We start from the raw sequence: 25,156 nt of genomic DNA on the forward strand, positions 1-25,156 counted from the left end.
TCCCATCATGGCATCGCGAACCTTACCGTCTTGCCGCCGCCCGTCATGTCGACGACGGCAAAGCCGATCGGGCTGAGGCCGCGGCTGCCGCAATCGCCCTGTTCGTTGATTTCGAATTTGCTCTCGCGGGTGCAGAGTTCCTTGGTGCCGCCCCAGTTCAGCGGCTTGTCCTTGAGCTTGACCGTGCGGTTCTCGCCGTCGACGGCCTCGGCGAAACTGAACACCTGCTTCGGCTGGCCGGTCACGTCGGGATGCAGGCATTTGCCGGGATCGATCCGATACCAGCCGCGGCTGGTCACGGCCTTGCCGTCGTCGGTGGCGACCGCGGCCATGATCTTGTGCGGCGTGTCGTTGCACCAGGTGAGCCCCGTCGCGGACGGCGACTGCACCGCATCGATCATGGTGGTGAAGAAGTTCGGCGACTGCACGATGTCGGGGCTAAGCCCTCGATTCTTCAGGAATGCGCTCAGCGCGGCTTGTGTCTTCGGGCCATCGACGCCGTCGATGGGAGCGGCGTCATAGCCCGCGATCACCAGCAGCCGCTGGATGCCGGCAAGGCGCGCCTGTTCGTCGTCATACTCGCTGCCCTCGGCGAGATAGGCCACCAGATGGCCGTCGTCGGTCTGCGTCGGCGTGACCTGGGTGAAGGGCGCCGGGGTCTGTCCGGTGCGGCACTGGCGCGCCGCGGCGATGACGAAATTCTCCGGCGCGATGCACAGCGTGTCGTTGCCGCCCTGCGGGATCGGCGAGGCGCCATAGACGCCGAGCGCGCGCGCATTGAGGAGGATGCGATCCGCGGTCAGCGCGCCCTGCAGCACCACGCGGCAGGCGGCGGGATCGATGCGAAACCAGCCCCGGGTGGCGGTCGCCGATTTGTCGTCGATGCCGATCGCGGCCTCGACCACATAGCTCATGCGGTTGCAGAGCTTCAGATCGGCCAGCGCCGGCAACGACGAGACGAACAGCGAGATCGTGGCCGCCGGCAGCGCCAGGACCGTGCGCCTCCCATACCGCCGCATTCTGGCGCGGAAGCGGCGCGTGAACTTCGCGGGCGGGGAGATCGCGCTTGTCACTTGTGGATCAGCGTGCCGGTGCCTTGATTGGTGAACAATTCGAGCAGCACGGCGTGCTGTGTCTTGCCGTCGATGATGACGACGCCCTGCACGCCCTGTTCGAGCGCATAGATGCAGGTCTCGACCTTGGGGATCATGCCGCCGGAAATCGTGCCGTCGGCGATCAGCTTGCGCGCATCCTTCACCGACAGTTCCGGAATCAGCTTCTTGGACTTGTCGAGCACGCCGGGAACGTCGGTCAGCAGCAGCAGGCGTTTCGCCTTCAGCGCGCCGGCCACCGCGCCGGCAAAGGTGTCGGCGTTGACGTTCAGTGTCTGCCCGTCATGCGAAGTCGCCAGCGGCGCCAGCACCGGGATCAGCTCATAGCCGATCAGCTGGTTCAGCAAGGTCAGGTCAACCTTGTCGGGGTCGCCGACGAAGCCGAGGTCGACAGCCTTTTCGATGTTGGAATCCGGATCGACCATGGTGCGCGTCGTCTTCGACGCCTTCACCATGTTGCCGTCCTTGCCGCTGAGGCCGACGGCCTTGCCGCCGGCTTCGTTGATGTAGCCGACCAGTTGCTTGTTGACCGAACCGGCCAGCACCATCTCGACGATTTCGATAGTCGCCGCGTCGGTGATGCGGAGGCCCGCGGCGAATTCGGACTGGATGCCGAGCCGCTTCAACATGGTCGCAATCTGCGGCCCGCCGCCATGCACGACCACCGGATTGATCGCGGTCTGCTCCAAAAGCACGATGTCGCGGGCGAAAGCCTTGGCGAGATCTTCGGCGCCCATGGCATGGCCGCCATATTTAATGACGATGGTTTCTTCGTCATATTGCTGCATGTGCGGCAGCGCCTCGGACAGGATGCGGGCCTGATCGAGCGGGCTGATATGTTGCGAGTCGGTCATGAAGCGGCTCTCGTCATTTCCAGATGTCGGGCCGGGTTCTAGCTGATTGGCGGGCAGGGCGCAAAGTGGGGATTTCTTGCCGCCGCTTCTTCCCCTCTCCCCTTGTGGGAGAGGGTGGCTTCGCGAAGCGAAGATGGGTGAGGGGTTGTTTCCTCACGGTATGATTCGAGATGTGGATAGAGACCCCTCATCCGGCGCTTCGCGCCACCTTCTCCCACAAGGGGAGAAGGAAGAAAAAGCGTCTCATCCGCGCCTTGGCCACGCCGCAGCCACAGCCACCGCCAGCCAGCTCAGAATCAGTAGCGTCCCACCCGTGGGCGCTGCCATCGGAAACAGGCCGTGTCCGGCATATTGCCGCAGCGTCAGGTCGCCGGCGAACAGGCCGGCCGCGATGACGAAGCCGAAGGCGGCCACGATGCCGATGCGGGGGTGGATGAGGCCACGTTCGGCCAACGCCACCGCAGCGAGAACGGCAGTGGCATGGAACAGCAGCATCGATGACGCCGACGCCAGCCGCGACGCGTCGGCCTGATGCGCGGACGCCGCCGCCAGCATCACGCCATCGGCGCCCATGATGGCGGCCAGCACGATCAGGATGCGACAGGCGCGTGACATCAGCTGCGCTCTCCGAGCAGACGCACCATCGCCGCGCGCAATTCCGGCATGCCGCTGCCATCGCGCGAGGAGGTCACCAGCACGTCCGGAAACGCGGCGGGATGTTTAGCGAGTGCGGTTGTGGTCTCTTCGATGTGCTTTTCGAGCTCTGTGCGCTTGACCTGATCGGCCTTGGTCAGCACCACCTGATAGCTCACGGCGGATTTATCCAGCGTCTTCAGCACGTCCTGGTCGACGTCCTTGATGCCGTGGCGGGCATCGATCAGCACATAGACCCGCGCCAGCGTGGCGCGGCCCTGCAGGAATTGATGGATCAGCTTGGTCCAGGACGCGACCTTGGCCTTCGGTGCCGAGGCGTAGCCATAGCCGGGCATATCGACCAGGCGCAGCCCGGCGTTCTCAGGGCCTTCGAAGAAGATCAGTTCCTGGGTGCGTCCGGGCGTGTGCGAGGTGCGCGCCAGCGCGTTGCGGCCGGTCAGCGCGTTGATGAGGCTCGATTTGCCGACATTGGAACGGCCGGCAAACGCCACCTCCACGCTGGCCATTGGCGGCAGCGTTTCGATCGACGGCGAGGCCCAGACGAACTGCCATTCACCGGCGAACAGTTTGCGCCCCTCTTCGATCAGCTTCGCATCGGTTTCCGCGGTCATGCGAAGGTTTCCTGTTCTTCGTTATGGCCGGGCACAGTAGTTTGCTTTGCGCAGACTACGTACACTTGTCTGCGCTCCCGGCCATCCACGTCTTCCCTTTTCGCGGGTCCCAAAGACGTGGATGCCCGGCACGTCTAGCGCGAAGACGCGCTTCGCGCTTCTGGCCGGGCATGACGAATTGGAGTTTGCGTGGTCGTCAGCTTTTCTGCTCGGCCTTCTTGGCGAACGTCGCCTTGAGATTGTCGAATAACTCCACCTTCACGCCGTTCTTGCGCATGATGAAGCTCTGCTGCAGCACCGACAGCAGGTTGTTCCAGGCCCAGTAGATCACGAGACCTGCCGGGAAGCCGGCCAGCATGAAGGTGAAGATCAGCGGCATCCAGTCGAAGATCATCTTCTGGGTCGGATCCGGCGGCGTCGGGTTGAGCTTCATCTGGAACCACATCGTGATGCCCATGATGATCGGCCAGACGCCGAGCATCAGGTACGGGCCGACATGCGGCCCGAGCACCATGGGATCGAACGGGATGAGCCCGAACAGGTTGAAGATCGTGGTCGGATCGGGCGCCGAAAGGTCCTTGATCCAGCCGTAGAACGGCGCGTGGCGCATTTCGATGGTGACGAACAGCACCTTGTAGAGCGAGAAGAACACCGGGATCTGCAACAGCACGGGAAGACAACCGGCGATCGGGTTGATCTTCTCCTTCTTGTAGATCTCCATCATCTCCTGTTGCTGCTTCTGGCGGTCGTCGGGATAGCGCTCCTTCAGTGCGGCCAGTTGCGGCTGCACCGATTTCATCTTGGCCATCGAGGCGTAGGATTTGTTGGCGAGCGGGAAGAACAGCAGCTTCACCAGCACCGTCACCAGCAGGATCGAGACGCCGAAATTGCCGACCAGGTGGAAGAAGTAATCCAGCGCCAGGAACATCGGCTTGGTGATGAAGTAGAACCAGCCCCAGTCGATCAACAGGTCGAAATGGTTGAGCTCGAGCTGCTTGTTGTAGCCGCCGTGGCCGGCGAAGGGAAAGTTGATGCCGACGACGTTGGCTTCCTTGGCGCCGGCGAACAGCCGCGCATTGGTGCTGCCGGTGCCGCCGATCGCGACGGTCTGCGGATCCTGCAGGTAGTCGGTCTGATAACGGACCTTGGCGCCCGGTTCGGCGAGGAAGCGGGCCTTCAGGCGCGCCGAGGTGTCAGGCAACAGCGCCGCAGCCCAGTACTTGTCGGTGATGCCGAGCCAGCCATTGGTGACATTGAACTCGAAGCCTCGGCCGCCACTGCCCAGAACCGGCGCCTCGGCGACGGCTTTGTAGCCGTGTTCCTGCAGGCCCTTGTCGCCGAGATAGCCGATCAGGCCTTCATGCAGGATGTAGTAGCCCGAGACCTCAGGCGTGCCGTGACGAGAGATGAGGGCGAACGGATAGAGCGTGACCGGCGCGGTGCCGACATTGGTGACGTCGTCCTTGACGCTGAACAGATAGCGGTCGTCGATCGAAATGGTGCGGCGGAAGGTGAGGCCTTCGCCATTGTCGTATTTCAGCGTCACCGGGTGGGTCGGCGACAGCGCGCCGGAGCCTTCCTGCTGCCATACCGTCTCGCGGTCGGGAAGCCGCGCCGTCGAGCCTGCGGCCCCGACCCAGCCGAACTCGGCATAATAGGGATGAGCGGTGTTCGACGGAGAGAACAGCACGATCGCAGGCGATTTGGGATCGACGGTGTCGCGATATTGCACCAGCGCGAGATCGTCGATGCGGGCGCCCTTCAGCGCGATGCTGCCCGTTACCCGCGGCGTGTCGATCTTGACGCGCGGGGTTGCGGCAATCGCGGCGTCGCGGCTGACGACCGGCGCAGCCGCGCCCGGCTGGGCAGGCGTGGTGGCGGACGGGGTCGAACCTGGCGTCGGCGTGGTGGTGGTGGAGCCCGGCGCTGTCTGCGGCGAGGATTTTGCGAGCTCGGCCTGGGTCTGCGACTGCAGGCGCTGCTTTTCCATCTGCGGCGCGTTGTAGAAATATTGCCACGCGATCAGCACGAGGCCGGACAGAATGACGGCGAGGATGGTGTTGCGATTGTCGGTCATCGTTTCAAGGTCTCGTCATTCAACTCGGGTTCCGGCTCGCGCCGTCGTCTTTAATTCGGTGTCTTTTGGACGCGTTGTCTTGACGCGAACCGGCCGCGGCTTCGTTCAGAGGCGCTTTGGCCACTTTTGCCGGCTGCCGGTCGAGGCGAAGCAGCGCCTGGCGAAGGTCGTCGAGCATGGTCGTAAAGTCGCGATGCAGCGCCGCGCGCCGCCCGACTAGCACATAATCATGGTGCGGTCGCATCGGTATGACGTCCAGCCGCTTCACCAGTTCGCGAAGCCTGCGCCGGATACGATTACGCTCGGTAGCGGTACCGTTCTTTTTGGTAACGGTAAAACCGATCCGGATCGGGCCATCATCGTCGCGGCAGCGTCCCTGCACCACGAAGGCGGCGCTGTTGGCTCGCGCGCCATTGGCAACGGCGAGGAAGTCCGCCCGCTGCCTTAGCCGATCCATAATAAGGTCTCCGGAGACGTCCGGCTCAGGCGCTCAGACGCTTGCGGCCACGCGCACGGCGCGCAGCGAGAACCTTGCGGCCGCCGGTCGTGGCGAGACGGGCGCGGAAGCCGTGACGGCGCTTGCGCACCAGTTTGCTGGGTTGATAAGTCCGCTTCACGGGTAGTTCTCCGCTAACCTGGCAAGCTGCCGCTGAACTGCAAACTGCCGCTGAATTGATGGTAAGTCCGGTAATGCTGGCCGGCCCAAGACGGGCCATCGACGGCCCCAAATGAGCCGCCCCCGGTCAGACCGGGCCATAGCGGACAATTGCGCGGCTTATACGGGAGCGACCTGTTTTCGTCAATGTTGCGCGGAGCCGCAATCGGGCTTCTTTGAAATGGCACAATTGGGGCGAATATTATTGTTTTCGCGGGGTTTTTAGGGACGGGACGGCAACTCGCCCCTGACATCGGAACCGGCCGACATTAGCGATCGGTAATTTGACCGGTCCGTGGCCGGAACGCATCCTCGCAAATCAGCGTGCGGGCGGCGGCAGTGAAGCCGGTCTTAAGCTCCGATCCTGTGCGTAAAACAAGGTTATCAAGGCGGATATTTCGTGTCAGCGACCGACGACCAGCCGACCATCGAAGCGCCGCGGCCAACGCCGCCGCGCCGGCTCGGCCTGTCCGGCAAGCTGCTGCTGCTCACCATTCCTCTCGTCATGATCGCCGGCCTGATGATCTATGTGCCAGCGATCGCGAATTTCCGCATCAACCGCCTGAACGACCGCATTGCCGCGGCGAGCACCGCGGCGTTGGTGCTGGACGCCGCCCCCTCGGGCATGGTCCCGGAATCGCTGGCGCGGCAGATCTTGAAGAGCGTCGGCGCCCGCGCTGTCGCCATCAAGATGGGGCAGCAGCGCCGTCTGCTCGCCAGCGCCGATTTGCCGACGGCGATCGACCACGACATCGACATGCGGACCATCACGGTATGGTCCGCCATCGTCGATTCCATCGAAACCATGCTGGCAACCGACAATCATGTGATCCGCGTGGTGGGACCTGCGCCCGGCGGCGGGCAATTCATCGAGGTCGTCGTCGACGAGGCGCCGCTGCGGCAGGCGATGTACCGCTTCTCGCGCAACACGCTCCTGGTCTCATTGGCTATCGCCATGCTGACGGCGGCGCTGGTCTATTTCGCCATGCATCATCTGTTCGTGCGGCCGATGCGGCGGCTGACCGCGAACCTGGTCGGTTTCCATGAAAACCCGGAAAGTTCGGCGCGCATCATCGTGCCGAGCCAGCGCGGCGACGAGATCGGGGTCGTGGAGCGCGAATTGTCCGACATGCAGCGCGACCTGGTGTCGATGCTGCATCAGAAGAGCCGGCTCGCCGCACTCGGGCTTGCCGTCTCCAAGATCAACCATGATTTGCGCAATCTGCTGGCATCGTCGCAATTATTGTCCGACCAACTCGCCAGCGTGCCCGATCCGCGGGTGCAGCGGTTTGCGCCAAAACTGATGCGCTCGCTGGAGCGCGCCATCGACTTCTGTCAGTCGACCCTCTCTTACGGCCGCGTGCAGGAAGCCGCCCCCGACCGCCGCATGATGCTGGTCGAACCTGTGGTGGCCGAAGTGCGCGAATCCGCAGGCCTTGCCGCCGACGCCTCGATCGCCTGGGTCAGCGCGATCGAGCGCGGGCTCACTGTGGACGCCGATCCCGATCAGATGTTTCGCGTGCTGCTCAATTTGGTGCGCAACGCCGCGCAGGCGCTCGAAAGCCGCCCGAAGGGCGATGCGGCGGCGCTGCAGATTCGCATCACCGGCCGCCGCGAAGGCGCGGTCGCGATCATCGAGGTTTCCGATACCGGCCCCGGCGTGCCGGCGCGAGCGCGCGAACATTTGTTCGAGGCTTTCCAGACCTCCGGCCGGCCCGGCGGCAGCGGGCTTGGCCTCGCCATCGCCGCCGAACTGGTTCGCGCCCATGGCGGCGATATCCATCTGGTCGAAGGCACCATCGGCGCCACCTTCCGGATCTCGATTCCGGACCGCCCGGTGGAACTGCAAACCGTCCGCAACGAGCGGGCACGGGCGTAAATCCCGCTATTTGCTGCATTTTGTGACCGATCTGGCCGGTTTGCCCCGGCAAATCGTTTGCCAGAACCCGCGTTCCGGCGCTTGCCAATCCGGGCCGGAGCGGGTAGCTAAAGCGCTCTTCGCGACGTTTCCGAACCAGTCTCGGATGCATCGGGGCGCTTAGCCCACGATGGCCCTAGCGAAAAACGCGCCCGTAGCTCAGCTGGATAGAGCACCAGACTACGAATCTGGGGGTCAGGAGTTCGAATCTCTTCGGGCGCGCCATTTTGCTCCAAAACCGGGCCACACTCCAAAACCGTCATCGCTCCTCCGCAGCCGGCACCAAAGCAAATGCCGCTGGTTCTGCCGACTCGCCGTTGACCGGGCACAGCCAGTTTCGCAAATTGAGCACGCATAACAGACCATTCGGATTTCACCTCGCGTGACACTCGCCGCCGACTTTTTCTTCAGACCCGCCCGCCGCGAAGATGCGGAGACGGTCTTCAACATCACGAAGGCGTCGATCGGCGGCCTCGCCGGTACGTCCTATTCTCCGAATCAAATCGAAAACTGGATGGGTGAGCGCACGCCGGCATTTTACGAGGAACTCATCGCCAATGGGCGGACGACCGTCTGTCTGCGCGGCGGCGCCATGGTCGGATTCGTCGACGCAGAGCCGGGCGAAGTAACCAGATTGTTCATATTGCCGGAAGCCGCCGGCGTCTGCTCGAGATCGGTATAGCCCAGGCGTGCTTGGGCCACACCGGGCCAATCAGGCTCGAGGCGACGATCAATGCCGAAGGCTTCTACCGGAAGTGCGGCTTTCGAAGCATAGGTCGAGGGTATTTCTCTCACGGTCTCGGCGGCGAGCCTGTTGAGATCGTACACATGCAATTATGAATGTCGGTGCCGCTGCAGTGCCGTCCGATGCGTCGTCGGATGTCGTTTGGTTAGCGAACACCACTTAGGGGCGTCAGTCCGGGAGCCAGGCACCGATTCCGGTGACAGTGCACCTGGTTTCCGGATGCGAGGGCGCGTCGACTCGGCGAATTTGCGCATTGTCACCGTCACGCACGTAATGCAGTTCGGGGACATGAATGCACCGCGGTCGATGGTTCTCGATCGGCCTCTCAGCGACATGAACGAAGGCGGAAACGGCAACATGGCGAAACACCGGATCTATTCAACGAGCTTTGCAAGCGTCTATCCGCTGTACATTGCCAAAGCAGAGAAAAAAGGACGTACAAAAGCGGAAATCGATCAGATCATATCGTGGCTGACGGGCTATGGTGGTGCAGAGCTGAAAGCGCAACTGGAAAAGCAAGCGGACTTTGAAACATTCTTTGCAAAGGCCCCTCGGCTGAACCCTTCGCGAACCCTGATCACAGGCACGGTCTGCGGCGTCCGCGTCGAGGAAATTGTCGAACCGACGATGCGGGAAATCCGCTACCTGGACAAACTCATCGATGAACTCGCAAAGGGGAAAGCGATGGAGAAGATTTTGCGGAAGCCGTAATCGATTTGCTCGCGAGCGGCCGCTTCAGACGATGACGGCAGCAATTCGTTGTCGTAGGGCGGGCCGAATCTGCGTCTCGGCCGTCCTGGCCATTCGGAGGACGTGTGGCCTATGTCAGTCGAACGGAGATGCCGCCATCCACGATCATGGGGCTTCCCGTCATGAAGGTCGAGCGGTCGGAAAGCAGGAAAAGGGCTGCCTGCGCCACCTCCTTTGCATTCGCCATTCGCTTCATTGGATGCAGATTTGCGATGAAATCCAAAGCGGCGGGATTTCCCTCTCCGCCGCTTGGCGTAATCGTGCCGCCCGGCAACAGTGAATTGACCCGGACGCCATCTGCGGCGTGGTCGGATGCCAGCGACCGCACCAGGCCGATCAATCCGGCTTTGGACGCCGCATAGGCCGCCATTCCCGGCATTCCCCCGTTGCTGAAGCCGACAAAGGAAGACGTGAAGACAATCGAACCTTGACCTCGCTTCTTCATGACCGGTATCTGCGCCTTCGCGGCCAGGAACGCGCTTGTCAGATTGACCAACATGACATCGTTCCAATTGGCGATTCCCATATCGGCGACCGGTCCCATCTCTCCCACGATTCCGGCATTGTTGAATGCGCCATCGAGCCCACCGAACTCCCTTATGGCGAGATCGACGAGAGCATTGGCGTAGTTTTCATCCCTTACATCGCCGGAAAGAAACACAGCCTTGCCATTGCCTTGATTGATTTGCCCCGCAAGCGTTTCCATCTCCGCCGATCGGCGCGCGCCAAGGACCACATTGGCGCCCTCGGCTGCGAACAGCAAAGCCGCCGCTGCGCCTATCCCACTGCTTGCGCCAGTGACGATGATCGACTTGTTTTTCAGTTCCATAACGAGCGCTCCAGAAGGTTGTGTCAGGGCGCTCTAACAGTTGCGTACGCAGCGCAGCCACCCGTTTCCCGACCTCAAACAACTGGTGTCGGCGACATCGCAAGAGAGACATCGCAAGAGAAATGGATCGTGCCAATCTGCCGATGAAGCCAGCCCATCACGAATGAGCAAAGGTTGCGCCTCTCAGTTTCGCCAATCGCGAGGGGTCCGCCAGAACGACTGGCTTGCCTCGTAGTCGACGGTGCCGGCATCGAGGCCGATATCGCGGAGCATCCGCTCGTCGAGGCTGGCGAGTTCGCGGCGCGCCACGCTGCGGTGGCGCCACACGCGCAGCGTCGCGACGATCAATTCCAGGATCAGGCTCCAGGTCGCGCGCGGCGTCACCACCGCGTGAGCGGGGACAGCGGCTGCCGGCTCCTGCGTGGCCGGTGTCCGCGGGGCCGAGCGTTGCGCCGGTACCCGGTCCAGAAGTTTGGGCGCGATGATCGGCTGACGGCGTTCTGACACCAATGTCGACATGATCGTCTCCTGTTCTCTGTGTTGCGGCTATTCGCTGGAATATCGTCGTAATTTCAGTGTGTTAGTCCGTGTTTTGCCGATCAGTGACGGCGTCGGCGATTGCTGTTCTGATTATGCGCCGCCATACCTGACAGCCTGTGTCAGGTATTTCTGCTAGGCTGCGAAAATGCGCGCGAGCCGGCTGTTGTCGATCCTGTTGCTTCTGCAAGCCCGCGGCCGGATGACGGCCGAAGAGCTGGCGAGCGAGTTCGAGGTTTCGGTTCGCACCATCTATCGCGACGTCGATCAGCTCAGCGCCGCAGACGTTCCGATCTATGCGGATCGCGGCCCGAGCGGCGGATTTCAGTTGCTCGACGGCTACCGCACCAAGCTCACGGGCCTTTCGCCCGCCGAGGCCGAGACGTTGTCGCTCGCGGGCCTGCCGGGACCCGCGGCGCAACTCGGGCTCGCCGACGTGCTCACGGCGGCCCAACTGAAATTGAGCGCGGCATTGCCCGAACGGTCGCGCGCGAATGCGGGCCGCGTCGCCGCGCGATTCCACCTCGATCCCGTTGGCTGGTTCCGCAATGCCGATGACGCCAGGCTGCTGCCGGCAATCGCCAACGCGGTATGGAACGAGAAGTGCATCGACGTGCACTACCGGCGCGCCGAGGGCGCGGTCGAGCGCCGGCTGCAGCCGCTCGGCCTCGTGCTCAAGGCGGGCATCTGGTATCTCGTCGCGCAGGTCGGCGATCAGCCGCGCACCTATCGCGTCTCCAACTTCATCGATCTTACAGTGACCGAGGAGTCGTTCGAACGGCGCAAGGATTTCGACTTGTCGCGCTTCTGGGTCACCTCATCGCGTGCGTTCGAAACCAGCGTCTACCATTCCAACGCCACGCTGCGCGTGACGGCGCGAGGCCTCGCCAAGCTCGAAGTCCTCGGCTCACTCGTCGCTCAGGCGGCCGCCGCGACGGCAACGCCGGTGGATGCCGACGGCTGGATCCGCATTACGATCCCGATCGAGTCGGTCGAGCGGGCCGCGTCCGGTCTGATCGCGCTCGGCGCCGACGCCGAGGTCGTCGAACCCCCCGAACTGCGTACGCGGCTCGCCAAGACGGTGCAGGATCTGGTCCGCCTCTACGCGCCCATGCAACTGGCGGAGCGCCGTCCGCGACAGCGCAAGCGCTGAAGGCCGCACCACGCCCGACGGACCACCGCTTGCATTAAAAATTGCTTGTGAGTCAACTTTTATCGACGCCAAAGTTGCGACGGTGTTGATGCCGCGATGGCGACGCCCTTCAGTTCGGCGTCGCCACGATATCGAAATTCTTCATGGCCGGATTGCAGGCCATCTTGGCCGCCTTCTCGCAGCTTTCCAAGGCGGATCGCTGCGCGGGTTCAAGCCCGCCGGTACTCGCGGAATAGCTCGGGACGCCGTTCGGCGCGCGGACCAGCACTTTGGGGGTGTAGAGCGAGAAATATCCCTCGAGCCACGGCCGGCGGGTCGCCGGCATATTGTATTTCTGCATCAAGGCATCGAGCTGTTGCGCACTCCAGGTCGGCAGGTTCTGCGCGCGCAGGAAGGGATCGAGCGCCGCCAGCCAATGCTGCCGCCCTGCCGGAAGTTCGAAGATGTTGTGACCGTCGGCCGGTTGCAGCGACGGAGCAATTTTCAAGGTAGCGACGCCGCCTTGTGCGACATAGGCCGCATGCACCTTGCGTGCGGCGTCGGGCCCGAAATTGCCGTCGTTCTCCGAATAGACCCACAGTGTCGGCGTCCTAGTCTGGCTGCCGAAAGACGCCAGCGCCGCGATCGGCATATCCTGCGGACAGGCGAGTTGCCCCTGGGCGTCGGTGATCCGCATCGCGCCGGCGAGATTCACGACCGCTTTCAGCCCCGGGGTATTGCGCGCCGCAAGCGCGAGCGCGGCGCCGCCTCCCACGGAGCCGCCGATCGCGATCACCTGCGTGGCGTCGGCATCGGCGCGCCCGGCCACGACGCGCAACGCGCGCTCGAGATCATCGGCCTCCACCGAGAAGTAGCGGCGCAGGTCGGCATCATTGCATTTGGCATAGGCCGCATTGGTGGGTTGGCCCGTTGTCCCGCCCGACACCCCGTAACCTCGCCGCACCACGGCGACAGCGAGATAGCCGCGATAGGCGAGGTCGCGGGCCTGCGGCGCCATCAACGGGGCGCGCATGTTCACGAGTTCGGACGGCAGCCGAGGCTTGCCATGCGTGAGCAAAGCGACCGGCAGCCGTCCCTTCGCGGCAGCCAGCCGTACGATCAAGGCTTCCAGCCGGTAGTTTCCACCCGGCGCGCGAATATCGAGGAAGGTGATTTCTTCGAGCAGGGCCGGGTGGTCCGGTGGCGCGGCAGGGCCGGCTTGCGTCAGGCCGGGCGTAGAAGCCGCCATGGTCGTGATCAGCGCCATCGCCGCCGCGATCGTTGAAATGAACTTCATCGCCGATCCTCCGCAGGCACACTGTGCCGTGTGACCTGAAAATGCAGTAGCACATTCGGCCCGTGTCGATTGTGTCGTCGAATGATCAACCTCACTCATGCCACATAGAACCGTGATCTATCTCACCTAGCCGGCAGGGAGCTGCGTCTGCGGATGGGCGCGTTATGCGCGAGCGCCCGATTGCGGCATTCACGCAGCCCCGTCTCTGGCCAAACGGCAGCGGACCAACTATCGTCGCGGCATGTCAGCTCCAAAGCGCGTCCACGCCGATCAGTGTTGCGGCGCGATCATCGACTATCAGGATTTCTTTTTGGCGCAGCTCGAGCCGCGCAACCGCTCTCGCCTGCGCAAAAACATGCGCAACTTCGCGCGCCTTCTGGCGTACATGCGTATCCCAACGGTTGTCACACTCGAGCGGCCGGTCCACCGAAAAGGCGCGGTGCCGCAGGATATCAAGGCGCCGCTCGGCAGCGCCGCAAAGGTTTTCGAGAAGGATTTCTTCGACCTCACCAAGGAGAAGCCGATCCGGGCCCATCTGAAACGGCTGAAGAAGACGCAAATCGTCGTTGCGGGCTGCGAGACCGATGTGTGCGTCCTGCAATCCTGCCTTGGTCTTCTCGAAATGGGTTTTGAGGTTTTCGCGGTCGAGGAGCTGCTGTTTTCGTCGGCGCGCAATGTCGATGCGGCGTTGGTGAGGCTGAGGTCCGAGGGAGTGATCGTCCTGTCCTACAAGACGCTGTTCTTCGAGCTGGTCGAGGCCGTGGCAGGTGCGCCGCATGCAGAAAAGATGATCGCGGCATTCGGCCAATTTCCTTCCGATCTCCCGGAAGAAGCTATGTCTTGATGTGCAGGCGTCCCCGCAAGGCACGGCGCCGCGCCGCCATGATCAAGGGAGTACCACCATCGTACGACGTCACGGCCTTTGCACCGCGCCGCTACATCTGATGCTCCATGGCGCCTTCCTCAGTACATCTATTGACTTAGGTCTGCTTGCGGATCCTGTACTCGGGAGCCACATTTCTTCCTGAATGCTTGCGAACACCATCAGAATTGGAGTTCTGCGGTGGAAGCGGCGTCGGGGCGCTATTCGGCAGCAACGCCTGAGGCAGGGAGTGCCGGCGACGGACCGGTACTCTCCAACCAGGTCAGAACAATCAATCTGGCCCTTCAGGGTGGCGGCGCCCATGGCGCCTTTACCTGGGGCGTGCTCGACCGGCTGCTCGACGAAAAGGACGTTGCCTTCGAGGGATTGAGTGCGACCAGCGCCGGCGCGATGAACGCGGCGGTCTTTGCCTACGGGCTTTCCGTCGGCGGCCGCGAAGGTGCGCGCAAGGCGCTGACCGACTACTGGAAGCGTGTCAGCGACGCGGCGAGCTTGGGACCGTTGCAACCAAGCCCGATCGACCGGCTGCTGGGGAACCACAAGCTGACCTGGTCGCCGGTGTTCTCGCTGCTCAGCTTCGTGACGCGCGTGCTGTCGCCCTATGAGTTCAACCCGTCGGACTATAATCCGTTGCGCGAGGTGGTCGAGCAATCGATCGATTTCGAGGTGCTGAAGCGCCCGGACTGTCCGGTCAAGCTGTTCCTGTCTGCGACCAACGTTCGCACCGGCAAGGTGAAGATCTTCTCGGGGGCTGAAATTTCAGCGTCGGCCGTGATGGCTTCGGCATGTGTTCCGACCATGTTTCACGCCGTCGAGATCGACGGCGAGGCCTATTGGGACGGCGGCTACATGGGAAATCCGGCGCTGTTCCCGCTCATCTACAACTGCAAGAGCTCAGATATCGTCATCGTTCATATCAATCCGCTGTTCCGCAAGGAGTTGCCGCATGCGGCAGTCGACATCCTGAACCGCATCAATGAGATCAGTTTCAATTCATCGCTGATGCGGGAGATGCGGGCGGTCAGCTTCATTACCAGGCTGGTCAAGCAGAACCATATCGTCGGCGGAGACGTCCGGCAGATCTTCATCCATAGCGTCGCCGACGACGAATTCATGGGGGCGCTCAGCCCGACCAGCAAATACAACGCCGATTGGGACTTTCTGGTTTTTCTTCGCGACCAGGGCCGGAAATGCGCGAACGACTGGCTGACGAACCATTTCGTCAAGCTCGGCGTCGAATCGTCCGTCAATATCGACGAAGTGTATCTCTAGATCTGCATGCTGAAGGATGGCGCGCCGTTATTTGCTGGTGAATTATTCGCCGCGTTGTGCGATGACGGCAGCAACGCCACCTCCAGACCCGCCATGCCATGACCCCACTCACCGTCACACCCTCGCAAGTCCGCACCGCGCTTCTGCTGCGCGATGAAATCGCGTTGCTCGATCTACGGCACGAGGCGGCTTTCGCCACCGCCCATCCCCTGTTTGCCGCCAACATGGCGGCCGGCCGCATCGCGCTCGAAGCGGAGACGCGGCTGCCGCGCAAGGACGTGCCGATCGTGGTTTACGACGCGGGCGAAGGCCTCGTCCCGCAGGCGATCGATCGATTTAAAACGCTGGGATACGCCAATGTCCGCGCGCTCGACGGCGGGCTGCAGGGCTGGCAGGCGGCGGGCTATGAGCTGTTCCAGGACGTCAATTCCTACGCCAAGGCGTTTGGCGAACTGGTGGAGCATCGCCGCCACACGCCGTCGCTGGCGGCGGAAGAGGTCGCAAGCCTGATTGCGCGCAAGGCCAATATCAGGATTCTCGACGTTCGCCGCTTCGACGAATATTCGACCATGAACATCCCGGGCTCGATCAGCGTGCCCGGCGGCGAACTGGTGCTGCGCGCCGGCGAGGCGGCGCCGGATCCCGAAACCACCATCATCGTCAATTGCGCCGGCCGCACCCGCTCGATCATCGGCACCCAGTCGCTGATCAATGCCGGCGTCGCCAACAAAGTGGTGGCGCTGCGCAACGGCACCATTGGCTGGACATTGGCAAAGCAGGATCTGGAACACGGCTCTGGCCGTCGTGGTGCCATCGGCGCTTCCGAGAATGCAAAAGCCAATGCGCGCGATGTCGCCTATCGCGCCGGCGTGCGGCGTGTCGGCCCACAAGAGGCGCTGGCGCTGGCGGCGCAGACCAGCCGCACGCTCTATCGTTTCGACGTCCGCGACGGCGAGGAATATGCCGCCGGTCACCTCCAGGGCTTCCGCCATTACGCCGGCGGGCAGCTGGTGCAGGAGATCGACATGGCAGCACCGGTGCGCGGCGCGCGGATTCTTCTGTCAGATAATCTCGGCGTCCGCGCCGACATGACCGCGTCCTGGCTCGCGCAGATGGGATGGGAAACCTATGTGCTCGATGGCGGCCATGACGGTGCGCTGGAAGTCGGCCCGCCCGTGGTCCTGCCAAAGCCCGATCCGTCGCACCGCTACCGGCGTCCCTATGAGGGCACCGATGTCTCGACCGCTGCAATGCAGGCCTATCTCGACTGGGAGTATGGCCTGGTCGAGCAACTCCGGCGTGACGCCAGCCATGGTTTCTTCGTGATTTGAATGGCTACCTCGTAATTTGATGCCGAAAGGCGGCGGCACGGTCCTTGTCGGCGTGATAGTCTTGGCCTTGCTGGGCGCCGCGAGGTGAGTCGAAAGGCAATGAGAGACAAAAAGGACATCGTGGAAAACTGGCTGCCGCGTTACACCGGCACACAGCTTTCTGAATTCGGAGACTATGTTCTCCTGACCAATTTCGACAATTACGTCGAATGGTTCGCCGCAGGAAACGGCGTTCTGGTCAACGGCATCGATCGGCCGATGCCCAACGCCACGGCCGACGGCATCACGCTGATCAATTTCGGCATGGGAAGCCCGAACGCCGCGACCGTGATGGATCTGCTCAGCGCCATCGCGCCGAAGGCCGTGTTGTTTCTCGGCAAGTGCGGCGGATTGAAGCGCAAAAACCAGATTGGCGATTTGATCCTGCCGATCGCGGCCATCCGGGGCGAGGGGACGTCGAATGATTATTTGCCGCCGGAGGTCCCCGCGCTGCCCGCGTTCGAGTTGCAGCGCGCGGTGTCGACGATGATCCGCGATCTCGGTCGCGACTATTGGACCGGCACCGTGTACACCACCAATCGCCGCGTCTGGGAACATGATGATCGCTTCAAGGAAATCTTGCGCCGCACGCGAAGCATGGCGATCGATATGGAGACGGCGACGATTTTTGCGGCAGGATTCGCCAACCATATTTCGACCGGCGCGCTGCTTCTGGTGTCCGATCAGCCGATGATACCCGAGGGTGTGAAGACCGAAGCGTCGGACCGGACGGTGACCGAGAACTATGTCGAGATCCACATCAGGATCGGGATCGAAGCCCTGAAGCTGGTGCGCCGCCGAGGCCGCAGCGTCAAGCATTTGCGTTTCGAAGACGATTTCGACCGGGGCATCGAGACGTAAGGGTCATGGCGCCATCCAAGCGCGAAACACCTGTTTGATTTTATTCGGAGCGCAGCCAGTTTTCGGCCGTCAGCTCTTCAAGTTCGGAAAAATACCGGGCCGTGAAATCGCGATCGGACGGCTTCTCGGGCCGCCGTGCCTGCGAACCCACCTCGCGCAGCTGCTCGTTAAGGTGCCCGGCAAGGATCGATGCGATCGCATGGATCGCGTCGTGACGATCAAGTCCTTCGGCCATCAGGCGCAACAGGGTGCGGCGGACCGGCAATCGATCTCCTTCCGCGATCTGGTTCTCGACGACCACGTGCATGGCCGCATGCGCTGCTGCGCGCTCCACCTTGATACCCTTGTGCCGGTGGTAGTGCTCGATCATGTCAAGACGTCGTTGCTCGTCGGTCGCGAGCCAGTCGCCCGGATCAGGCTCGACCAGCGGATCGTAGTCCGGGATCCGGTCTCCGGTGCCGTCGAATTCATACACCTCATCTATGTCGAAAGGATCGCTCGGCGATGCGATTTGCGGCAGTTTCGCCTTGTCGATACAGCACTTCTTGAATTTCTTGCCGCTGCCACAGGGGCAGGGATCGTTGCGGCCGACGTTGCGGAACGGGTTGTGCGCTGGCATCGCGGGCCACGGATCGAGGTTCGGGTCGTCAGCGATCTGATCCTGATACTCCCTCGGATTGACCATCTCCCAGCCCGATAATTCCTCGATGACATCACCGAACGGCTCGTATTCCTTGCGCCGCCATGGCTGAAGCGGGCCGCCGGCGTGGGCCTCCTTCAAATCATCCTCGAAATCCTTCAAATCCTTCAACATCGGGTCATTGAAGCCGAGCCGGAATATCTCGCGCACCAGAGGCTCGAGCTCGACCAACCCCAGCACTGCGATCGTGCCCTGCCAGCCGTCCCATACGGCACACACATCCCGAGGCTGCAAATCGTCGAAGGCTGATCGCAAGAAATCGGCGACCGCAGCCCGGTCGAGTTCGCCGCGAAAAACGAGTATCACGAGGGCGTCGAGGGCACTCCAGCGCACGAACTCGTCCGCCTTGGGATCTCGAATGATGTCGTAGATCGGACCTGGATCGCCATCGAAAACACTTGCCAGTACCTTGTGGCTGGTCGCCGTCGTGGCGTCGCTGAGAATCAATTCGACGTCCGGCCGGCGCAAAAAGCGCGCGATCGTGCGATACGCTGATTTCTCCCGCCACTGGCCAAGAAGATGGAATGCGATGAAGAGGCCGTTCTCCTCGACCTCGTTCTTGGGCTCGCATCTGTCGATGGCGTCCAGCAGCAGCGGCGCCACGATCGTCCGATCGGTGGTTGCGGCGCGGATCGCCTCGGTGGGCAGACCCTCGCTGGAACCCAATTGCTCAAGGATTTGCACGGAACGGTCTCGCCTGTGTATCCAAATATCAGGACAAGTTTGCAGCCTCTGATTATAGCGATCAGGGATACCGGCAGCAAACGACGCATTTGCCACTCGTCGGGGTTCGGACGCCAGAGCCTTTTCCGTTCCGATGGAATCGGAACGGGGCTCCAGATTTTTGTTTGACGCGTTTTCTTGACGCGAACCGGTGTCCACTTCGCTGGAAAACGCTCTGGTTCCGACGGATGCCATCGCTGATCTCAGCGCCACGCCAGCAGTATCGCGACCAGGATGACGAGGCTCGCCGACAATACTTTCCAGAACACCAGCGGGTTGCGCTCATAAAGCGCCCGCCGCTTCTCGGCGGCGGGCTTGGCCCACATGGCGCCGTTTTCCAGTTCGTGGGCGAACTCGATGACATCGCCGAAGCGTTGCGTGGGGTCGACGGCGAGCGCCTTGCCGATCACGGCATCGAGCCAGGCCGGCAGATCGGGACGGTAACGCGACAGCGAGGCCGGCTTGCCGAAGCGTGGCCGCGAAAACGGTTCGATCTCGCCATAGGGGTAGGCGATGCTGAACATGCGGTAGACGGTCACGCCCAGCGCATAGAGATCGGAAAATTCGTCTCCTGCGCGCCCGCTGAACAACTCGGGCGCCATGTAGCTCGCCGTGCCCGGAATATCCTGCGCCGGGAAATCCTCGAGCAGCGGAACCCGGGCGACGCCGAGATCGACCAGCCGCAATCCGCCGGCCGCCAGCAGGATGACGTTGTCAGGTTTGATGTCGCGATGGATGATGCCGGCGCGATGCAAGGTCGCCACCGCACGTGCCAGCTTGGTCGCAATCCCGATGCCTTCGGTGAGCGAGAGCTGCGGCGAGCGGTTCAGGCGCTGCTCGAGCGTTTCGCCCTCGTACAGCGGCATCACCGAATAGAGCCGCGTCTGGCGTCCGGCGGGAACCTCGATGATCTCGCCGATCCACAGGCTTCTGACGCGGGCCGCCACCCATGCTTCGCGTACGAAGGCGAGACGATATGAACCTTCGCTGGCAACGCGGGGGTGAGGAAATTTCAGCACCAGTTTGCGGTTCTGCCGCTTGTCGATGGCGACGAACAGCCGGCTATAGCGGCCGTCGGAAAGTACCTCCTGGAGCACGAAATCGTCGATGGTCTCGCCGGACGACGGTAGCTCCAGGATGGGAAGGGTTTCGATGGCGTGGGTGAGTTCGTTGCGGTCGGCGGGCGGCAGGTCGATGACGTCGAGCACCAGTGCGGTCATGTTGTCGCTGCTGCCGGCGGCCAGCGCCGTGTCCACCAGCTTGCGCGCGGTTTCCTCAGGCGAAGCGCGCTCGTCGAGCAGGACCTGCAGGCGGCCGTCGTCGAGGGCGCCGTGAATGCCGTCGCTGCAGATCAGCAGTCGATCATGTTGCCGCAGGCCGACCGCGGTATAGTCGACGCGCGCGAAATCCTCGAAGCCGATGGCGCGGTTGAGCAAATGGGCGAGGTCGCCGCGTCCTGCGACGTGGTCCTTGGTCAGCCGCTCCAGACGGCCTTCGCTCAAGCGGTAGGCGCGTGTGTCGCCGATGTGAACAATGTGACAGGTGCGGCGCGACAGGATCATTGACGAGAACGCGCAGCTCATGCCGCTGAGCCTGGAATCGACGCGGCCCTGCGCATAGATCCAGCTGTTGGCGGCCTCCAGCGCCCGCGAGGCGATGCGCCGAACGCCCAGCGTTTCCGGAAGCGAATAGTAGGCGTCGAGAAAACAACGCACGGTCAGTTCGGCGGCTTCCCGTCCGCCCTTGTGGCCTCCGACGCCATCCGCCACCGCGGCAACGATGTCGCGGTTGAATGCGCCGGTCTGACCGAGGCAGGCCGCGACGTAGTCTTCGTTGGTCGCCCGCTTGCCGGTCTCGCTGACGAAACCGACGCGCACCTGAAGATTTCTCTGCGAACCGATCGTCACGTCAGAGACCCGCCGAGCCCTTGGAAGCGCGCGTCGTCAGACCCGCGCTCCCGATGCAGCGCCCCATGTCGTGCGCCATCGGACCTTGACCATGGCAAGTCCGATAAAGCCAAGCAATGCCAGTGCCCCGAAAAACAGGAAGCCGGCGCCGAAGCCGCCGGTTGCGGCCTTGGCGGTGCCGAGCGCCTGGGCCAGGAAAAAGCCGCCGACGCCGCCGGCGCACCCGACCAGACCGGTCATCAGGCCGATGTCCTGACGGAAGCGGAGCGGGATGAGCTGAAACACCGCGCCGTTGCCCATGCCGAGCGCCAGCACGCCGACCGAGAACAGCAGCACCGACATCCACGCAATGCGCGGCATCTGCAGCAGCGACCAGCCCGCCGCTGATGGAGCCGCCGGCCCTTCCGGCATGAAGGCGATGACGAGATAAGCGGCGACGACGACCGCGAACAGCACCGACAGCGAGCGGATGCCGCCGATGCGGTCGGCAATCAGCCCGCCGACCGGACGGAAGCCGGAGCCAAAGGCGACGATCAGCGAGACCAGCAGACCTGCCGCCACGCCGGAGACGTGGTACTGCACGGTGAAATACAGCGGCAGCGCGTTGGCGAGGCCGACGAAGCCGCCGAAAGTGATGAAGTAGAAGAACATGAACCAGCGGCTATCGGGGTCGCGCAGCAGCGTTGCATAGGCCTTCAGCGAGATCGGCTTGCGCTCGCCCGGCGCATCCTTGGCCGCGAAGACGTAATAGGCGAGCACCAGCACCATCGGAATCAGCAGGAAACCGAACACGGCCTGCCAGCCGAAATGCTCGGCGATCGTCGGTGCGAGCATCGTATCGATGACGACGCCCATATTGCCCGCGCCTGCGATGCCCATCACCACGCCCTGATATTGCGGCGGATACCAGCGGCTCGCCTGCGGCAAAGCGACGGCGAAGGACGCGCCGCCAATGCCGAGCACCAGGCCGAAGGTGATGATCGCGAGCTTGCTGTCGAGCCCGTACCGCCATACCCACGCCGTCGCCGCGGTGACGATGAGCTGCGCGATAATTCCGGTTCGCTTGGCGCCGATGATATCGGCCAGGATGCCCATCGGGACGCGCAGCAGCGCGCCGGCCAGAACCGGGATGGCCACGAGGGTAAACTTCTCGCTGACCGCGAGGTTCATGTCGTGCGCGATGTAGACCATCAGCGGGCCGAGCGCGACCCAGGCCATGAAACTGATGTCGAAGTAAAGAAACGCGGCCAGCAGCGTCGGCCAATGGCCAGCCTTCTTAAACTCAGCAAACTTCATTGCGACAGCCTCGCGATCATGCGGCCGATGGCGTGCGCGCAGGTGCGGCAGGTCTCGGCACGACAGATGGAATATGGGTGAAAGCGAGAGCCGTTCTCGTCATTGAGACGGGTCTCGATTGGCGCTAAAGGCAGCAATATCTGTGCCATTCGATTGCGAGCGGCACTTTGCCTTTAATCGCAACGCGTTGACCGCTATTCCGCCGCCAGGGAAGAAAACCCGATCTGCTGCAGCGGGCAGCAAACCGCGCCACTCAAACGCGCAGGGTGGTGCTTTTTTGTGCGGTGCGCACAAGCGCCCGAATTCGCGGCAGTCGATAAACCTATTGATATCGCTCGCGGAATCGCTGCTGCCGAGTTGGCACGCGTTTTGTATCCAAGGAGGTATCGATCGTCATTGATGATGGTCAGCTGCCCGCGGATGGGCTCCTCAAAACTCCCAATCTCTATTCCACCGATCGACGACGCATGGCGCGTCGACGCGCGGTGTCGTCGGAATGCGAAAGGCAGATCATGCTCGAGAAAGTTAGCAGGCAGAAGCTGGTGGTGATCGGCAACGGCATGGCCGGCATCCGCACAGTGGAAACGCTGCTGGAGCGTGCGCCTGATCTTTACGACATCACGGTGTTCGGTTCCGAGCCTTACGGCAATTACAATCGTATCCTGCTGTCGCCGGTTCTCTCCGGCGAGAAGTCCGTCGACGACATCATGCTCAACACCGAGCAATGGTACGACGACAACGGCATCACGCTGCGCAAGGGCGAGACGATCGTGATGATCGACCGGCGCACCTGCGAAGTCGTCACCGCCACGGGCGCGCGCGTTCCTTATGACCGGCTGCTGATCGCGACCGGCTCCAACCCGATCATGTTGCCGCTTCCGGGCAAGGATCTTCCCGGCGTCATCGGCTTTCGGGATATCCAGGACGTCGAGCGCATGGTTGAAGCCTCGACGAGCCATCCGAACGCCGTCGTCATCGGTGGAGGCTTGCTCGGCCTCGAGGCCGCCAACGGTTTGATGAAGCGCGGCATGAACGTCACCGTCGTGCATCTGCTCGACTGCCTGATGGAGCGGCAGCTCGATCCCGTCGCAAGCGGAATGCTGCGCAAGTCTCTGGAAGAGCGCGGCATGGTGTTCAAGATGCCGGCGCAGACGCAGGCGATTTTGGGCGAGGACCGCGTCACAGGCGTGCGCTTTGCCGATGGCGTGGAGCTTCCGGCCGACCTGGTCGTGATGGCCGTCGGTATCCGCCCGAACATCGAGCTTGCGCAGAAGGCGGGCATCCATTGCGAGCGTGGCATTGTCGTCTCCGACACCATGCAGACCTATGACGGGCGCATCTACGCGGTCGGAGAATGCGTGCAGCACCGTCGCCAGACCTACGGTTTGGTCGCGCCGCTGTTCGATCAGGCCAAGGTCTGCGCCAATCAGCTCGCCATGAAGGGCTTTGCCAGCTATTCGGGATCGGTGGTTTCGACCAAGCTGAAGGTGACGGGCATCGACCTGTTCTCCGCCGGCGATTTCGCGCCCGGCGCCGACAAGGAAGAAGTCGTGATGCAGGACGCCGCGCGTGGCGTCTACAAGCGGATCGTCCTGCGCGACAAGAAGATCGTCGGTGCCGTGCTTTACGGCGATACGGTCGACGGGCCCTGGTATTTCCAGCATCTGCGCGACGGCACCGACATCTCGCAGATGCGCGAGCGCCTGGTGTTCGGCGCGGCCAATCTCGGCGACGGCGGTCACGCCGGCCAGAATTCGGTTGCCGCGATGGGCGACGAGGCCGAGATCTGCGGCTGCAACGGCGTCTGCAAGGGCACCATCGTCAAGGCGATCGCCGAAAAGAAGCTGTTCACGATCGATGACGTGCGCGCCCACACCAAGGCATCATCATCATGCGGATCATGTACCGGCCTCGTCGAGCAAGTGCTCGCGTTCACCCTCGGTGGCGATTATTCGACGGCGCCGAAGGTCAAGCCGATGTGCAAGTGCACCGATCACAGCCATGACGACGCGCGCCGCGTCATCGTCGAGCAGCAGCTGAAGACCATCCCCGATGTCATGAAATTCATGGATTGGAAGACTGCCAACGGTTGCCATTCCTGCCGGCCGGCGCTGAACTATTATTTGCTCGCCACCTGGCCCGGCGAATATCGCGACGACCAGCAGTCGCGTTATATCAACGAACGCGTTCATGCCAACATCCAGAAGGACGGCACCTACTCGGTGGTGCCTCGGATGTGGGGCGGCGTGACCACGCCGAACGAATTGCGGGCCATTGCCGACGTCGCCGACAAGTTCAAGATTCCGACCGTCAAGGTCACCGGCGGCCAGCGCATCGATCTGCTCGGCGTCAAGAAAGAGGATCTGCCTGCGGTGTGGGCCGACCTCAACGACGCCGGCATGGTGTCAGGGCATGCCTATGCCAAGGGGCTGCGCACGGTGAAGACCTGCGTCGGCTCGGAATGGTGCCGCTTTGGCACCCAGGACTCGACCGGCCTCGGCATCAAGATTGAAAGATTCATGTGGGGGTCCTGGGCCCCGGCCAAGGTGAAGATGGCGGTGTCGGGTTGTCCGCGCAACTGCGCCGAATCGACCTGCAAGGATGTCGGCGTGATCTGTGTCGATTCCGGATATGAGATCCATTTCGCGGGCGCCGCCGGCCTTCACATCAAGGGGACCGAATTCCTCGCCAAGGTGGCGACCGAGGAGGAGACGCTGGAGTTGATCGCGGCACTGACGCAGCTCTATCGCGAGCAGGGCTGGTATCTGGAGCGCATGTACAAATGGTGCGATCGCGTCGGTCTCGATGCCATCCGCAAGCAGGTGGTCGATGATCTCACCAACCGGAAAGCGCTGTACGACCGCTTCGTGTATTCGCAGCAGTTCTCGCAAAGCGATCCATGGGCAGAACGCGCCCAGCGCGGTGTCGATCGCAACGAGTTTGCGCCGATGGCGGAGCTGGAACTCGCATGAC

At 62.7% G+C, this 25,156-nt stretch carries 22 protein-coding genes and 1 tRNA gene; 10 read left to right on the forward strand and 13 right to left on the reverse strand.

Annotation, left to right across the window (positions count from 1 at the left end; translation table 11 throughout):
* Positions 1 to 5 precede the first annotated feature (5 nt).
* The 7 genes from JQ629_RS01640 to rpmH form a co-directional block, all read right to left on the reverse strand.
* Positions 6 to 992 (reverse strand): DUF1036 domain-containing protein, encoded by a 987-nt coding sequence (locus JQ629_RS01640; protein ID WP_212411011.1) that lies wholly within the window; start codon positions 990 to 992, stop codon positions 6 to 8.
* 77 nt (positions 993 to 1,069) lie between these two features.
* A complete protein-coding gene (gene argB, locus JQ629_RS01645) occupies positions 1,070 to 1,966 on the reverse strand; it encodes an acetylglutamate kinase (protein WP_192739163.1) in 897 nt (298 codons plus the stop codon).
* A gap of 243 nt (positions 1,967 to 2,209) precedes the next feature.
* Positions 2,210 to 2,581, reverse strand: a complete 372-nt coding sequence (locus JQ629_RS01650) for a DUF423 domain-containing protein (RefSeq protein WP_212410709.1) — start codon at positions 2,579 to 2,581, stop codon at positions 2,210 to 2,212.
* Positions 2,581 to 3,231, reverse strand: coding sequence for a ribosome biogenesis GTP-binding protein YihA/YsxC (gene yihA / locus JQ629_RS01655; protein WP_211999595.1), 651 nt, complete (start codon positions 3,229 to 3,231; stop codon positions 2,581 to 2,583). Before yihA ends, JQ629_RS01650 begins: the two co-directional genes overlap by 1 nt.
* A gap of 196 nt (positions 3,232 to 3,427) precedes the next feature.
* Positions 3,428 to 5,308: a membrane protein insertase YidC gene (gene yidC, locus JQ629_RS01660; RefSeq protein WP_212410711.1), complete on the reverse strand. Its 1,881-nt coding sequence runs from the start codon at positions 5,306 to 5,308 to the stop codon at positions 3,428 to 3,430.
* Positions 5,309 to 5,327: 19 nt separating this feature from the next.
* Positions 5,328 to 5,765: a ribonuclease P protein component gene (rnpA, locus tag JQ629_RS01665; protein WP_212410714.1), complete on the reverse strand. Its 438-nt coding sequence runs from the start codon at positions 5,763 to 5,765 to the stop codon at positions 5,328 to 5,330.
* Between the two features lie 25 nt (positions 5,766 to 5,790).
* Entirely contained in the window at positions 5,791 to 5,925 is a 135-nt protein-coding gene (gene rpmH / locus JQ629_RS01670; RefSeq protein WP_006609582.1) for a 50S ribosomal protein L34, read from the reverse strand.
* Positions 5,926 to 6,363: 438 nt separating this feature from the next.
* Between rpmH and JQ629_RS01675 the strand changes: the two genes are divergently transcribed.
* The 4 genes from JQ629_RS01675 (at position 6,364) to JQ629_RS01690 (ending at position 9,337) form a co-directional block, all read left to right on the forward strand.
* The gene (locus tag JQ629_RS01675; RefSeq protein ID WP_349631196.1) at positions 6,364 to 7,842 is read left to right on the forward strand and encodes an ATP-binding protein; all 1,479 of its coding nucleotides are present in this window, start codon (positions 6,364 to 6,366) and stop codon (positions 7,840 to 7,842) included.
* Positions 7,843 to 8,029: 187 nt separating this feature from the next.
* Positions 8,030 to 8,106 (forward strand) — tRNA-Arg (locus JQ629_RS01680).
* Positions 8,107 to 8,263: 157 nt separating this feature from the next.
* Positions 8,264 to 8,563, forward strand: coding sequence for a hypothetical protein (locus JQ629_RS01685; RefSeq protein ID WP_249134755.1), 300 nt, complete (start codon positions 8,264 to 8,266; stop codon positions 8,561 to 8,563).
* A 420-nt stretch (positions 8,564 to 8,983) separates the two neighbouring features.
* Positions 8,984 to 9,337 (forward strand): DUF2200 domain-containing protein, encoded by a 354-nt coding sequence (locus tag JQ629_RS01690; protein ID WP_212411014.1) that lies wholly within the window; start codon positions 8,984 to 8,986, stop codon positions 9,335 to 9,337.
* Between the two features lie 109 nt (positions 9,338 to 9,446).
* Here the strand turns inward: JQ629_RS01690 and JQ629_RS01695 are convergent, their stop codons facing one another.
* Positions 9,447 to 10,205, reverse strand: coding sequence for an SDR family oxidoreductase (locus JQ629_RS01695; protein WP_212410716.1), 759 nt, complete (start codon positions 10,203 to 10,205; stop codon positions 9,447 to 9,449).
* Between the two features lie 183 nt (positions 10,206 to 10,388).
* Positions 10,389 to 10,724, reverse strand: a complete 336-nt coding sequence (locus JQ629_RS01700) for a DUF1127 domain-containing protein (RefSeq protein WP_212410718.1) — start codon at positions 10,722 to 10,724, stop codon at positions 10,389 to 10,391.
* Positions 10,725 to 10,890: 166 nt separating this feature from the next.
* On the opposite strand from JQ629_RS01700, the gene JQ629_RS01705 reads away from it, so the two are divergent.
* On the forward strand, positions 10,891 to 11,895 hold the full coding sequence (locus tag JQ629_RS01705) for a helix-turn-helix transcriptional regulator (RefSeq protein ID WP_212410720.1): 1,005 nt from the start codon (positions 10,891 to 10,893) through the stop codon (positions 11,893 to 11,895).
* 109 nt (positions 11,896 to 12,004) lie between these two features.
* Here the strand turns inward: JQ629_RS01705 and JQ629_RS01710 are convergent, their stop codons facing one another.
* Positions 12,005 to 13,171 (reverse strand): alpha/beta hydrolase family protein, encoded by a 1,167-nt coding sequence (locus JQ629_RS01710; RefSeq protein ID WP_212410722.1) that lies wholly within the window; start codon positions 13,169 to 13,171, stop codon positions 12,005 to 12,007.
* Between the two features lie 241 nt (positions 13,172 to 13,412).
* Here JQ629_RS01710 and JQ629_RS37825 point away from each other — a divergent pair, with 241 nt between their 5' ends.
* From JQ629_RS37825 to JQ629_RS01730, 4 genes are all read left to right on the forward strand, one after another.
* Positions 13,413 to 14,015, forward strand: coding sequence for an isochorismatase family protein (locus JQ629_RS37825; protein WP_212410724.1), 603 nt, complete (start codon positions 13,413 to 13,415; stop codon positions 14,013 to 14,015).
* Positions 14,016 to 14,234: 219 nt separating this feature from the next.
* Entirely contained in the window at positions 14,235 to 15,326 is a 1,092-nt protein-coding gene (locus JQ629_RS01720) for a patatin-like phospholipase family protein (RefSeq protein WP_349631197.1), read from the forward strand.
* Between the two features lie 98 nt (positions 15,327 to 15,424).
* Positions 15,425 to 16,657 (forward strand): rhodanese-like domain-containing protein, encoded by a 1,233-nt coding sequence (locus JQ629_RS01725; protein WP_212410726.1) that lies wholly within the window; start codon positions 15,425 to 15,427, stop codon positions 16,655 to 16,657.
* A gap of 99 nt (positions 16,658 to 16,756) precedes the next feature.
* On the forward strand, positions 16,757 to 17,557 hold the full coding sequence (locus JQ629_RS01730) for an AMP nucleosidase (RefSeq protein WP_212209344.1): 801 nt from the start codon (positions 16,757 to 16,759) through the stop codon (positions 17,555 to 17,557).
* A gap of 40 nt (positions 17,558 to 17,597) precedes the next feature.
* Here the strand turns inward: JQ629_RS01730 and JQ629_RS01735 are convergent, their stop codons facing one another.
* The 3 genes from JQ629_RS01735 to JQ629_RS01745 form a co-directional block, all read right to left on the reverse strand.
* Positions 17,598 to 19,175, reverse strand: a complete 1,578-nt coding sequence (locus JQ629_RS01735; RefSeq protein ID WP_212410728.1) for a DUF1186 domain-containing protein — start codon at positions 19,173 to 19,175, stop codon at positions 17,598 to 17,600.
* Between the two features lie 8 nt (positions 19,176 to 19,183).
* A complete protein-coding gene (locus JQ629_RS37670) occupies positions 19,184 to 20,857 on the reverse strand; it encodes a bifunctional protein-serine/threonine kinase/phosphatase (protein ID WP_212410730.1) in 1,674 nt (557 codons plus the stop codon).
* Positions 20,858 to 20,923: 66 nt separating this feature from the next.
* Positions 20,924 to 22,183, reverse strand: coding sequence for a nitrate/nitrite transporter (locus JQ629_RS01745; protein ID WP_212410732.1), 1,260 nt, complete (start codon positions 22,181 to 22,183; stop codon positions 20,924 to 20,926).
* Positions 22,184 to 22,695: 512 nt separating this feature from the next.
* Here JQ629_RS01745 and nirB point away from each other — a divergent pair.
* Positions 22,696 to 25,155 carry a nitrite reductase large subunit NirB gene (gene nirB / locus JQ629_RS01750; protein WP_212410734.1) on the forward strand — a complete coding sequence of 820 codons (2,460 nt, stop codon included), beginning with the start codon at positions 22,696 to 22,698 and terminating at the stop codon, positions 25,153 to 25,155.
* Position 25,156: the final 1 nt, after the last annotated feature.

Origin of the sequence: Bradyrhizobium sp. AUGA SZCCT0222 (genome assembly GCF_018130205.1) — a bacterium.
Taxonomy (GTDB): Bacteria; Pseudomonadota; Alphaproteobacteria; order Rhizobiales; family Xanthobacteraceae; genus Bradyrhizobium.